The following is a 13,210-nucleotide window of genomic DNA, read 5'->3' as shown; positions in this document are numbered from 1 at the left end:
ACTGATTTCTCTTACCGTGAAGGGGCGCTTGCGCCTGATGCGTCGATTTTGCGCACAATGCTGGTAGTGCTGCATCCCTGCACCAGATCAGCCAGGTATACCCGTCCACCGGAGGCGAGAACGACATCCGCCCCCACAACGGTATCCACAGTGTAATCGCTGCCTTTGACAAGCACGTCAGGGCGAAGCGCCGTAATGAGGTTCAGGGGAGTATCTTCATCAAAAAGCACCACAGCGTCTACGCCGCTTAAGGCAGCCAGCAGCATGGCCCGGCTTTGTTCGTTTTGTACCGGACGGCTGGGCCCTTTGAGGCGGCGCACAGAGGCGTCAGAATTCAGGCCCACCACAAGCCGTGTACCCTGAGAAGCGCTTTGGCGAAGAAGAGAAATATGACCAGGATGCAGTAAGTCAAAGCAGCCATTCGTGAAGACGATGCTTTGGTTCTTGCGACGCCAGTCTTCCGCTTTTTCAAGCAGATCCGGCAAGGCGTAAAGCTTGGGGTTGTCTGTCCCCTGTCGCAGAGCCTGGCGTAATTCGCTGAGGCTCACAGGGGCTGTGCCCATTTTGCCCACGGCCACGCCGGCAGCGGCATTGGCCACATCCATGCTTTCTTCCCAGGTCAGACCGCTGCCGATGCAGGCCGCCAGGGTAGCGATGACGGTGTCACCCGCTCCCGAAACATCCGCCACTTCCCGCACCACAGACGGAATGTAGCGCGGCGGCATATCGGGAGTGAACAAGGCCATTCCCTTGGGACCTCGGGTTATGATCAGCCTTTCAATGGCGTAGTCGTCGCGTACACGAGACGCAAGCTTTTCGCGCGTTTCACGGTCAAGGGGCATATTGGCGTCCCTGCCGCAAATGATATCAAACTCAGCCCTGTTCGGCGTGACGCAGTGCGCGCCCGCGTAGCGCTCCCACCTTACGCCCTTGGGGTCAACCAGCACCTTGATGCCAAGGCGGCGCGCCTCGTCTATGACAAGGCGGCATAAATTGCGACCCTGTTCGGTGTCCAGCAATACCCCCTTGCCATAGTCGGAAATAACGACAGCCTGGCATGCGGGCAGCAAATCCTGCACAGCCTGCCACAAGGCTTCAAGTTCTTGCGCCGAGGGGCAGCGGCATTGTTCTTCATCCAGACGCAGTAATTGCTGGCCCTGTGCGATCATCCTGGTTTTGCAGGTAGTGGCGCGTGTCAATGATGGCACAAGGCGGTGGGCAATGCCTGTCTGCTCAAGACATTGGCAAAGATCCGCAGCATTGGCATCGGCCCCGGTAAGCCCGACCAAGGCGGCCTGCGCGCCAAGATGGACCAGGTTTCGGGCAACGTTGGCCGCTCCGCCTGGCGCAAACCAGCGTTTGTTCACACCAAGCACCGGCACAGGGGCTTCGGGAGAAATGCGTCCCACCTTGCCGGTTATATAGCGGTCCAGCATGACATCGCCCACAACCAGTACACGTACCTTGTCAAAATTCATGGCAATTCCGTTTCAAGACGTGGACGCGTCAATGCAGCCTCACGGTTTATGACATGCTTCTTTGAAAAAAGCGCTCATTCGGGCTTCAACACCCTTTTCGTCAAGGAAATCGGGCAGAGCGCGTCGTGCGGCTTCGCCCAAACGATGACGTTCATGAGGGGCCCCAGCCAGTTCTTCAAGAACGGCGGCCAGACTGGCCACGTCATTTTGCGGCACCACACGTCCATTGCGCCCATCAGTCACGGCTTCGGTCTGACCAGGAAGGTCGCTCACAACAACGGCCACCCCGAAAGCCAGGGCCTCTACCAGCGCCGACGGCAGACCGTCCATATCGCCTTGCCGTGTCCGGCGTCCGGGGGCCACGAAAATATCCGCCTTATTGTAGAGTTCGGGCATATTTTCATGGGGCACCTGGCCCATAAACTGCACATGGCCGCGCAAGCCCAGACGTAGGGCCAACCAGCGCAAACGCAAGCGCGCAGGCCCGCGTCCGACTATTTTGAGGTTGAAATCTCTTCCTCTGTTTTTCAGGGCAGCACAGGCTTGCAGGAGAATATCATATCCTTTCCGGCGACAAATGGATCCCACAGCCAGAATATTCAGAGCGCTCTCTACCTTGCCGCCAGGAGCCCCCTGCCCCGCATCTTCTTCGGAAAGTGCGGGCGTCAGCGTCAGAGGATCACGCAAAACCACAAGCTTGTTCCCAGGCGTTTCTGGCAACAGTTCGCACATGGCCTTACGTGTTGCTTCGGTATCACAGCGCACAAAAACCGCATCCTTGACCTTGGCTGCCCAATTCTGGCCAGGGCTTGCCAGATCATGCGACGTTACGGCAAAGGCATAGGGCACGTCCAACAGACGTGAAGCAACCCAGGCCGCCGTGGCTGGTCCATGCGCGCCAGCGGCATAAAATATTTCAATATTTTCTTCCAGACCCCATCGGGCCAGCAATGCGCCGGAACCAAAAGAGCGCAGATGGTCCCACAGCCCATGCCCCCAGCGACCACGACCAGGCAAAGTGCGCCAAAGGCTCCACATGCTTGCTGAAGAGCCGCGCATATGGCGGAACATGGTCATGTATGCGCCGAGTATGCGCCATGCGCCGATGCGGCGTACAGCAAGGGGCAAAGCGTAACCTTCTGGGCTGCCCAACAGGCCGTTGTCATGAATGGCGTAAATGCGGCTAAGCAGGCCAGTGTCATACATGTGATGCGCTTCATACATGAGGCCCTGGCCGGACGCTTCAGGAAACCGCTCCGCAACAAGAGCGCCGCGCACAACGGGCTTGGGTCCGGCAAGAAGGTTATACGCTTGCTGAACGGCAATTTGTGGAATCTCACGCTTGCGGCAATGCAAAATACCGTCTTCAAGGGTATACACGCTGTCGCAAAACTCAGCCATCTTGGGATCATGCGTCACAACAACCATGGCCACGCCGCCCGTATGACAAAGCGTACGGAAGTTATCCATAATAAGGCGGCTGGTTTTGGCATCCAGGGCACCGGTGGGTTCGTCGGCAAGAAGAATACGGGGGTTGTTGACCATGGCGCGAGCGATGGCCACTCGCTGTTGCTCGCCGCCCGAAAGCCTGTTGCTGCGGTAGTGCACCCGGGTCGAGAGGCGCACCAGTTCCAGTGCCCGGATAACCCTTTCCCAACGTTCCTGAGGGGGCAGCTTTTCGTAGATGAGCGGAAATTCCACGTTTTCAAAAACAGTGGAATGGTCGAAAAGGTTGCTGGACTGCATGACAAAGCCCATGGTGCCGCGCCTGAAGGCTGCGGTCTGTTCTCTGTCGAGGTGCAGCACGTCCTTGCCGAGGATTTCCAGCGAGCCGGAATCCGGCGCGTGCAGCATGCCAAGCACGTGCAACATGGTGGACTTGCCGCAACCGGATGGTCCCATGATGGCGACCATTTCACCCGGCTCCACCTCAATATTCACGCCACGCAAAACTGGCGCAAAACCAGCGTAGCATTTGTACAGATCTTTGGCGACGATCACAGGAGCCATGAATCACCCTATCCATAAGCAGCCGGTTCCGCCATCTCGGTGAACAGGCCGCCAGAATTTTTTACTCAAAACGCAGAGCCGTAACAACATCCATCCGGCTTGCCTGAACAGCCGGGTATAGGCCGCCAGCCACACCGATAACGGCGGAAAAAACAATACTGCCCAAGCTGCTGGCCAGCAGCAGCGGGTAGGAAATGCCTGTTCCCAAGGACAAGGCCCCCACTTCAACCAGCGTGATGCCCACGGCAATGCCCAACACGCCGCCAGCCACGGATTTACACAGGGCTTCAGCCAAAAACTGGGCCAGAATATCGGTGTCCGATCCGCCCATGGCCTTCTTGAGGCCCACTTCACGAGTACGCGCACGCACGGCGGCAAAGGTGCCATACCAGATACCGAAGCCGCCGAGCATCAGAGACGCGGCGATACCAAGCCAGAGAAGCACCTCAACCCACAGGAATGTGTCCTGAATGCGGACCAGTTGATCTTCCTGGGTGTGCACGACAAGGTAGGGAGCAGCCTGATGATCCCTGACAACAGTGGGGATTTCTTTTACCAGGGGGGGGACATCCTGCCAGCCGATGGCGCGGACAAACAGTCGCGTCACCTTGTCGCCCCCCCAGTTTCGGTCAATCATGGTCGTATAGGGCAAAAAGCCCCCTTGCGACCAACTGCCAAGCATCACGCCACTGACCACTCCCACCACTTCAAAAACATCCTGTTGGAGAAACAGCAGTTTCCCCACAGCCTGCGCAGGATCGCCATAAAGGTCCTGGGCGGCTTCACGGCCAAGCATGCATACGCGTTTATGGGCAGTGACATCTTCAGTGTCCATAAAGCGCCCGGCAACCAGCGACACGGAAAAGACATCAGAAAAATACTGGTCAATGCCAATAAAGTACACATTGACCGTACGTTCACCCTCTCCGCGCAGGGCAAACCCTTTGCCCTCCCGGATGTTCTGGCTGACCATGCCCACACCGGGCAGACGGCGCAGGGCTTCAATGGAGTCGGGGTAAAAGCCCCGCATGGGCTGACCAGGGTACTGGGCGTCATCCATATATACGCGGACAACGTTTACCCCCCCCATCAAAACCATATCCTGGCCGACTTTGTAGCGAATTTCTCGCCCAAGCACTGATAGAACAATAAAGGCCGTGATGCCCAGGGCGATAGACAATATCACCCCGAAGCCGCGCTGGCGCACAACCTGACGCAGGCTGACGCGAAAAAGGTCGGACATGGCAATCATGACAAAACCACTGTAAAAATATCATTGAACAAACTGTAACGCGCGTGGTGTCAACAAAGCGTAATCAGTCGCCGCATACGTACCGTATCAATCTTTCCCCCCAACAGCAGGCCAGGAGAATTTTCACTTTTGCTCAAAATGAGCAAAGTATTATATATGCCAGAACAGCCATATGTCAAAGGCTATCCGCCCACCAAGGCTGCTGGCCCGACTGCCGACAAACACTCAGATCGTCTTGTCGAAAAAATTTTGCCACTTCATTCAAAACGCCGCTCTATCCGCAGTACCTTGCCGCACGGCCCAACCACATAACGCTGACCGTGCCAGACAATGCTTCTGGCGGGCAGACTGCGCACATAGACCAGTGCAAACATCGCCACGGCGTCCAAAAAGCTCAGACACCAACGCGCGAGTGAAATGGTTCGCTTCAAGAGGTTTCGCCACAAATGCAGAACCTTGGCCAGCAGCACCACCCACAACAGCACCAATACAATGGTCAGCCCGCTGACCTTGGCAAAAAGCCACCCCAACAGCATGAAGACTGCCAGCAAAGGGGGCAGAACCATTGCCGCGCACATGAAGCCCAGCAAGCCCCACTGCAACGGCATGCAAAATTTGAGAAAAAGAACCTGTCGTTCCAGCCAGGCACGCCAGACCTGACGTTCATGTTTCGCGGCCTCCGTATGCAGAAGCGCACCGGGGCATAAGCGCACCGGCACCCGCAAACTTTGCAGACGAGCGGAAAGCGAGCAGTCGTCAACAACGTTGCTTGCCCACAGTTCTTCAACAGCGAACCTGCTGAAGGCTTCGCGCGTCATTGCCATGGCCCCGCCCCAGAGCTGGGTTAAGGACGATACGGCCTGCAAAAGCCGCATAAGCAAAACGCACAAGGCGTAGGCAAGCGTTACCGGACGCTGATCTCTCGGGTCCACGACATGATAGCCAGTGGAAAACTCCGCTTCCCCTGTGGCAATGGGGCCCACAAGATGACGTAAAAAATTTGGCCTGGCCATGTGCGTGCTGTCGCAAAAGACAAAAACTTCCACATCGTCCTTTACAGCGGCCACACCGCGAAGGCTGTTATGATTTTTTTGCCCGCAATGTTGCGCTGCTCCAGCGACCACATGCCGTACATGGGGATAGTCATTCTGTATGCTGCGGACGAGATCCGCTGCGGGTTCTTCATTCTTCGCCGTAACGAGGACGGGAATATATTGGGGATAGTTCTGGATAAGCAAGCTTCGCACTGCCGCAGACATACGCCTGTCCGTTCCGGCCATAGGCACAATCATCCCCACTACAGGCCACCGGTCTTCCGGCAGGGCGCGGTTGGCCGCCTCGTCAAGGCGTACACGGCGCGGCAGGGATTCACCCGTCTTTGCCAGAATATAAAGCAACAAACATTTGAAGCTTGCCAGCGCTAACCAAAGCCAAAACATAGCTACTCCTTCACAATAACACAGAACCCGGAGCCTTACGGATCAAGATTTTTGTCTTCGCCACAGTATTCGCATTATTCCGGCAAGGGCGCACAATTTTCAGGTGCAAGGGGAACGTCAAGAGTGCGCTTGCCTTCAAGCTGCACCTTCATACCGTTTTTCAACGTAATCGTGCCCTCGACCTTATCATTGGAAACGAGACGCCCTTTAAAGGCATGACCTGAAGAATGCCGCGCCCGGACTTCATTATTCTTGACGCTGCCGACGATGTGGTACACGTCTACTTTGCCGTTGTACAGGCGTAAGTATACGACGCCACGCACATTTCCGTCGGCCGAAAAGCATAGGCCAACCCTGTAGGTTGAAGAATAGAGGGAGCCCGTCCAAAGCTCTCTCACCTCAACAGGCCCCCCCGAGGGCTCCGAAGCCACGGCCTCTTCCTTGGCCGCGTCAGTGTGAGGTTTGCTTTCACCGCCAACATCCGGCGCCACGTCTGTAGTTGTGGATGCGTTCTCCTGAGCCCGGGGCTCATAAAAGCCTCCCTGGCAAAGAACCATCAGGCCGGCCAACAGCAGGCAGCCAATCCGCAAACGCCCCCTGTGCCGTAAAAAGGTCTCGCCACAAGCATCAGACACGCAACGAGTTAAACTATGTTTTATTCTTTGGGCAAGACCTGCCATCTCGGAATCGGGGATGGGATCTGGCCCGATCAATGCTTCAAGTGTTACTTGAGCTTTGTTCATACATTTCATACATGACTCTCTTCTGCACAAAATCACATCAACATACCAATATGGCTGAATATTTTTTCATGTTCCGTTACCATTGACGCAAAGGAAAAAGCCCTCTCAACCCTGTGCCTGCCCACAGCCCCCATAGAATCACACAAGGCGCTGTCCTCAAGCAGGCGGCAGCAATGGCGCGCCAACGTGGCGGCATCTCCCGCTGGCGAAAGCAACCCGCTATTTTCATGCTCAACCAGACGCGGGATTCCCCCCACAGAAGTGGCGCATACAGGCAATCCACTGGACATGGCTTCAAGAATAACATTCGGCTGCCCTTCCCGCGCCGAAGACAAGGCAAAAATGCGGGCGGCAGCGTAATGGGGCCGCATGTCCAGCCCACCGGGAACAAAATCAACACTGCAGCCCGCAGGATTTTCTGCGGCCCAACGCTTGAGCACGGCTTCTTCCGGCCCATCGCCTACCAGGCGCAAACGGGCAGAAGGACAACGCTGCAACACAAGTTCAAAGGCGCGCAGCAGCGTCAGATGATCCTTGTCGCCTGCCAGGCGGGCGACGCAAAGTATGAGCGGCTCCCGTTGTGAAGGTGCAGGTTTTGCTGGAACAAAGAACTCCGTATCCACACCGTTCGGTATATAGCTGATCCGGCCAGAAGGAACGCCAAAGTCCTGTAATATTTTAAGCAGGGCCTCAGAATTGCATACCATATGGTCAGCCAAACGCCAAAAGTACTTTTCATGCTGGCGTGCCGGGGCGCCTCCGCCACGGCAGGTGCCAACTATCATTGGACGCCTGGTTCCGTCAAAAAGGCGCAGTGCGCGCCCCCATATACGGCCCCAAATATTGGGCAAGGCTGTGCAGGGCACAATGATATCCGGGGCCAGCCTCCTCAGGATGACGGCCAATTGCATAAAAAAGAACACAGGCACCCGCCGCCCCATGCCTATATGATGCAACTCAATTCCTGCTTCATGGGCGGAAGCGTCGAGATCAGTCGGCCCTGTAAGGGTAAGCATGACCGGAGTGAATCTTTTTCTATCGAGGCGGCGGGCCAATTCCAGCGTTTGACGCTGTGTTCCGCCGAAGCAAAGGTCTTCCATCAAAAAAAGAACGCGCAGAGGTGTGGGCATGATTCTCCTTATGGCGCGAAAAGCCTTGGCTGAACCTTTCGGCGCTAAGCATTCAACCCGAACAGGACAACCCGCCCCAGGTGAACGATTGCGCCCATTTTTATGTATTCCAGAGCTATTTGCAAGCGACGCCCTACCAGGCATGCGACAGTTTTCATCCTTTGTTGGGACTCTATTACATTGCCATACCAGGACGTTGAGTTTACAATGGCGCAATGACCAAGCCATCAGCCGCACAGCAGAGCACCAGCCAACCTCTTTACGTCATTGTCAGCCTTGATGTGGAAGAAGAAGGGCTTTTTTCAGGGCGGTATGCGTCTTCGGGATGCGGCGTACGCAATGTGGGCCTGCTCCCACGACTTGCCCCCCTTACCCGCGATCTGGACTTCCCTTTGACGCTTTTTTGCGCCCATACCGTTTTCAGCAGCAATGAAGCCCGCCCCCACCTGGCCTGGATGCGTGACAAATGTCAGGCTGAAATTGCCGCTCACCTCCATCATTGGAGTACGCCGCCGTTCCTCTCGTGCGAGGGTTCTCCCCATTGCGGGGAAGGCCCCCCCATCCGCACGGATGTCTTGCCGCGCGAACTGCTGCGGCAACGCCTGCGAACCCTGCTGGACGCCGGACTTGATTTTCAAGGCGCGCCCCTGACCAGCTTCCGCATGGGGCGCTGGGATCTGAAATCCAGTGTACGCCCCTTGCTGGTGGAGGAAGGCATTACCTTCGACAGTTCCGTCTGTCCGTTACGGGTTTTTCCTGGCGGGCCAGACCATTTTCTTGCGCCGACTGACCCGTATTGGGTCGATGACGCTCCCGGCCTTCTGGAGTCTCCGGTTACACAGTTGCCGCTGCATCCGTTTCTGGCCCGCCTCTGGTACAGTTTGACCCGCAGGTGGCCGATGGTGGATTCTTTTCATTTCTGGGGAGCGTTAAGCCCCAATCCTGTATGGCACAGCCAATCCATCATGCGTGCAGCGACCAAGATGTTGTTACGGCGCGGGGGACGGGTGCTCAGTCTTTTCTGGCACTCTTCCGAAATGCTGCCAGGTGGTTCTCCCAACATACCAGACAAAGCCGCAGCCGACGCCTTGTACCAAAAAATTTATGACTACCTGCGCTGGCTGCGTGAAAATCATGACGTCATTGGAGTTACTGCGGCGGAGTTTCGCGCTCTTGCGCCTTCTTTGCATTTTGGAACACGCCCCACGGGAGATGGTGACTGGTAATGCCCCGCGTAATCATGGTCCTGCTGGACGGACTCGCTGCTGCCACAGCCAGGCAATGCCTTTCCTATCCGCAAGCTCTTGAGGAGGTCGGCGAAGCTCAATACGCCGAACTCATGTGCTTTCTTCCCCCACTTTCCCGACCTGCCTACGCAACGCTGCTCTGCGGATTGCCACCTGCGCAAAGCGGTATTTTTCATAATGGCGACCTGCGGCCTTGCCCCGCACCTACCATCTTTTCCAGGGCGCAAAATGCGGGATTTGTAACCGCCGCTGCCGCCTACTACTGGATGAGCGAGTTGTGCAACACCTCCCCCTTTGAGCCAGCGCGACATCGTTTGACCAACGCCCCAGGCATGCCCATCGAACATGGCCTGTTTTACAGTAACGACGCCTACCCTGACGATGAACTTTTTCATGATGCTGCCGCACTTTGTCAATGTTTTGTTCCGAATCTCTTACTGGTGCATTCTATGGGCATTGACTATGCGGGGCACTGTTACGGTGCCCGCAGCCGTGAATATCGCGATGCCGCACGCCACGCTGACGGGCTGTTGGCCAAATGGCTCCCGCTGTGGCTAAGTCTCGGTTATTCTGTGCTGGTGACCAGTGACCATGGCATGGATGAAGACCACAAACACAATGACAATACAGAAGCGACCCGGCGTGTTCCGCTATGGCTGTTGGGCACAGCCTGGAAAAACCAGACCATGCCTTCTCAACAGACCGATATAGCCGATCTTATTCTGCGGGCGCTGGGGCTGGCAGTGGACAGACAGTCAACATAAGGAGCGGACAATGCAAAAAGACGGCACAGTCGGAGACCTCATGTTGCAGGTAAATCCACAAGACAGTGGCTATGTGTGGATTTTGTTTGCGGCATTTTTTTGGTCTTTGCTGGGCGTTGCCTCTAAATTTTGCATTGCGGGCGGTTTGTTGCCTCTTGAAACAGCATTCTGGCGGGCGGCTATCGGCTGCCTATGCTTCATAATCCACGCGGCAATAACAGGCTCATGGCGCGTCAATATTCGTGATGCGCTACTTTTTATGCTTTTTGGACTATGGGGCACGGCTGTCTTTTTCGCCGCCGTGCAGATCTCCATCAAATTCAGTGGCGGGGGCACTGCAGTAGTACTGTTATACACGGCCCCTGTATGGGTTGCCTTTTTTTCTCGGCTTCTTTTTAAAGAGCAGATCACAAAACGTAAAATTCTGGCCATTGGCATAGCTCTATGCGGCACGGCACTAGTTTGCTTCACTGGGGGCAGCATTCCCGGTGAGGCATCCATTATGGGGATACTTTTTGGGTTGCTAGCTGGCTTCTGCTACGCAACACACTACCCTTTTTATCGTTGGTGGCAGACGCGCTATTCAACTGCTGCTATCTACGCCTACATGCTTCTTGGTGGCTGTATTGCCCTGGGATTTTTTGAACCCATTCACATTACCCACAGTCTTGATATCTGGGCATGGCTCATAGTTCTCGGTTTTTTAACCTGCTATTTGGCATATTTTTGTTATGGCATGGGGCTAAAGCGCATCAGCCTCGTCCGCGCCGCTGTTACCTGCCATTTGGAACCAGTACTCGGTACTCTGTGGGTCTGGTTGTTTTGGGATGAGAATTTTACCCCCCTTGGCTGGTTAGGTTGCGCGCTAGTGCTTGGAGCCGTACTTTTATTGACCACTGACAAGAGTAAAGAATAGTGCAATCACGGGCGTACGCATAACTCTAATTTGACCCTTTCATAGTCTGCATTGCTGCACTCCTTCTCCGTTGCCATGAGAAAGGCGCTGTCAAGTATTCTTACGCAGCGCCTTTTGAACGACCAGGACCGCCTTCCCTCTCCAACAAGCTCTGAGTATGAGCGCCTTCAACATAATCACAAAGAAAACTGCAGCAGAGTATTGTCAAACAACAGACATACAAATGCTTACCAAGGCAAAATTATTTTGCAGCGACCCTTCACCACTTGGTCTTTGAGCGGCAGGCTACCCTGCAGGCACGGCAATTTTTCTTTAGTTTCCCACATGACGTTATGCAGTATCATCGACGATGGAGAGCTTAACTTCCAAGTTCGAAATGGGATTCAATGTACCCTACGTTCGCATTGATCTTTGATTAGCTGCAAATCGTACGCTGGCGTTGCGCGGTGCGGAGGGAGATCGCCGAGCGCAGCGAGGAAGCTCCCGCAGCAGAGGCCGCGCAGCCCTCGCGGGCGTAAAGCTTTGGAAAGCCTCAGGGGGTCGTCCGGGGGGAGTGCAGAGGGGGCCTCGGAGGGACACAGCCCCTAACAAGCCCCCTCTGCCGCCCGCCGCGCAGGCGGCCAAAAGGAAGGATATGGGAAACGGCAAGGAATCAGGCTGCGTTAAATGAAAGGAAGATCTAGCTACAGAACGGCAAAAAGCCCTTCGCGCTGTAGCAGCGAAGGGCTTTTTAAAAGATGTTGGCAGCGGCCTACTTTCCCACATGACGTTATGCAGTATCATCGGCGATGGAGAGCTTAACTTCCAAGTTCGGAATGGGATTGGGTGTACCCTCTCCTCCATGGCTACCAACAAAGTTGTCAAATATTTAATTGACAGGGAAGGAAGGAGTTTTTTTCATAAACAAGCCGCACGGGCTATTAGTACTGGTCAGCTCCGCATCTCGCGACGCTTCCACCTCCAGCCTATCAACGAGGTAGTCTACCTCGGCCCTTCAGGGATTGCTCCAGGGAGAACTTATCTTAAGGCAGGCTTCCCGCTTAGATGCTTTCAGCGGTTATCCCTTCCGCACATAGCTACCCTGCTGTGCCGTTGGCACGACAACAGGTCCACCAGGGGTGCGTCCATCCCGGTCCTCTCGTACTAGGGACAGGCCCTTTCAATTCTCCAGCGCCCACAGAAGATAGGGACCAAACTGTCTCACGACGTTTTAAACCCAGCTCGCGTACCACTTTAAACGGCGAACAGCCGTACCCTTGGGACCTGCTTCAGCCCCAGGATGTGATGAGCCGACATCGAGGTGCCAAACCGCATCGTCGATGTGAACTCTTGGATGCGATCAGCCTGTTATCCCCGGCGTACCTTTTATCCAATGAGCGATGGCCCTTCCATTCGGGACCACCGGATCACTAACACCTACTTTCGTACCTGCTCGAGATGTCTCTCTTGCAGTCAAGCTCCCTTATGCGTTTGCACTCGACGGCTGGTTTCCAATCAGCCTGAGGGAACCTTTGCATGCCTCCGTTACACTTTAGGAGGCGACCGCCCCAGTCAAACTACCCACCAGACACTGTTCCCTCACCGGATAACGGTAGAGGGTTAGGGACCTGAAAAAACAAGGGTGGTATTTCAACAATGACTCCCCCCATACTAGCGTACAGGGTTCACAGTCTCCCACCTATCCTACACATGCAGTTCCAAATCCCAATGTCAAGCTATAGTAAAGGTGCACAGGGTCTTTCCGTCTTTCTGCGGGTACACGGCATTTTCACCGCGACTTCAATTTCACCGAGTCTCTGGCCGAGACAGTGTGGAGATCGTTACGCCATTCGTGCAGGTCGGAACTTACCCGACAAGGAATTTCGCTACCTTAGGACCGTTATAGTTACGGCCGCCGTTTACCGGGGCTTCAATTCAAAGCTTCGCTTGCGCTGACCTCTCCTTTTAACCTTCCGGCACCGGGCAGGCGTCAGTCCGTATACGTCGTCTTTAGGACTTCGCACAGACCTATGTTTTTAGTAAACAGTCGCCACCACCATTTCACTGCGGCTCCCTCAGGCTCATTAAGTGAATCAATTTCACCCGAAGGAGCACCCCTTCTTCCGAAGGTACGGGGTTATTTTGCCGAGTTCCTTGGCCAGAGTTCTCTCGAGCGCCTTGGATTATTCATCCCACCCACCTGAGTTGGTTTTCGGTACGGTTTGCATGTTCTATACTTAGAAGCTTTTCTA

At 55.2% G+C, this 13,210-nt stretch carries 9 protein-coding genes and 2 rRNA genes (1 of these 11 only partly in view); 3 read left to right on the top strand and 8 right to left on the bottom strand.

Features of this window, described 5'->3' with window-relative positions; translation table 11 throughout:
• Positions 1-11: 11 nt before the first annotated feature.
• The 6 genes from rfaE1 to DESU86_RS14010 form a co-directional block, all read right to left on the bottom strand.
• Entirely contained in the window at positions 12-1,478 is a 1,467-nt protein-coding gene (gene rfaE1, locus DESU86_RS14035; protein WP_179981588.1) for a D-glycero-beta-D-manno-heptose-7-phosphate kinase, read from the bottom strand.
• A gap of 39 nt (positions 1,479-1,517) precedes the next feature.
• On the bottom strand, positions 1,518-3,488 hold the full coding sequence (locus DESU86_RS14030) for a glycosyltransferase (protein WP_179981587.1): 1,971 nt from the start codon (positions 3,486-3,488) through the stop codon (positions 1,518-1,520).
• Positions 3,489-3,549: 61 nt separating this feature from the next.
• Positions 3,550-4,740 (bottom strand): ABC transporter permease, encoded by a 1,191-nt coding sequence (locus DESU86_RS14025; RefSeq protein ID WP_179981586.1) that lies wholly within the window; start codon positions 4,738-4,740, stop codon positions 3,550-3,552.
• Between the two features lie 257 nt (positions 4,741-4,997).
• Positions 4,998-6,179 (bottom strand): glycosyltransferase, encoded by a 1,182-nt coding sequence (locus tag DESU86_RS14020; RefSeq protein ID WP_179981585.1) that lies wholly within the window; start codon positions 6,177-6,179, stop codon positions 4,998-5,000.
• 74 nt (positions 6,180-6,253) lie between these two features.
• Entirely contained in the window at positions 6,254-6,922 is a 669-nt protein-coding gene (locus DESU86_RS14015) for a hypothetical protein (protein WP_179981584.1), read from the bottom strand.
• A gap of 32 nt (positions 6,923-6,954) precedes the next feature.
• Entirely contained in the window at positions 6,955-8,052 is a 1,098-nt protein-coding gene (locus tag DESU86_RS14010) for a glycosyltransferase family 4 protein (protein WP_179981583.1), read from the bottom strand.
• A 215-nt stretch (positions 8,053-8,267) separates the two neighbouring features.
• Here DESU86_RS14010 and DESU86_RS14005 point away from each other — a divergent pair, with 215 nt between their 5' ends.
• Genes DESU86_RS14005 through DESU86_RS13995 form a run of 3 tightly spaced genes read left to right on the top strand, consistent with a single transcriptional unit; the run spans position 8,268 to position 10,979 of the window.
• Positions 8,268-9,278, top strand: a complete 1,011-nt coding sequence (locus DESU86_RS14005; protein WP_179981582.1) for a hypothetical protein — start codon at positions 8,268-8,270, stop codon at positions 9,276-9,278.
• A complete protein-coding gene (locus DESU86_RS14000; RefSeq protein ID WP_179981581.1) occupies positions 9,278-10,063 on the top strand; it encodes an alkaline phosphatase family protein in 786 nt (261 codons plus the stop codon). The genes DESU86_RS14005 and DESU86_RS14000 overlap by 1 nt, the downstream gene beginning before the upstream one ends.
• A 10-nt stretch (positions 10,064-10,073) precedes the next feature.
• Positions 10,074-10,979 (top strand): DMT family transporter, encoded by a 906-nt coding sequence (locus tag DESU86_RS13995; RefSeq protein ID WP_232088383.1) that lies wholly within the window; start codon positions 10,074-10,076, stop codon positions 10,977-10,979.
• 738 nt (positions 10,980-11,717) lie between these two features.
• On the opposite strand, the gene rrf is transcribed toward DESU86_RS13995, so the two are convergent.
• Both rrf and DESU86_RS13985 read right to left on the bottom strand, forming a co-directional pair.
• Positions 11,718-11,832 (bottom strand): 5S ribosomal RNA (gene rrf / locus DESU86_RS13990).
• Positions 11,833-11,878: 46 nt separating this feature from the next.
• Positions 11,879-13,210, bottom strand: a 23S ribosomal RNA gene (locus tag DESU86_RS13985); it runs 1,601 nt beyond the window's last position.

It is taken from the genome of Desulfovibrio sp. 86 (assembly GCF_902702915.1).
Classification (GTDB): Bacteria; Desulfobacterota; Desulfovibrionia; order Desulfovibrionales; family Desulfovibrionaceae; genus Desulfovibrio.
Note: the sequence above shows the minus strand (reverse complement) of the source record. Positions and strands in the feature narration are given on the sequence as shown.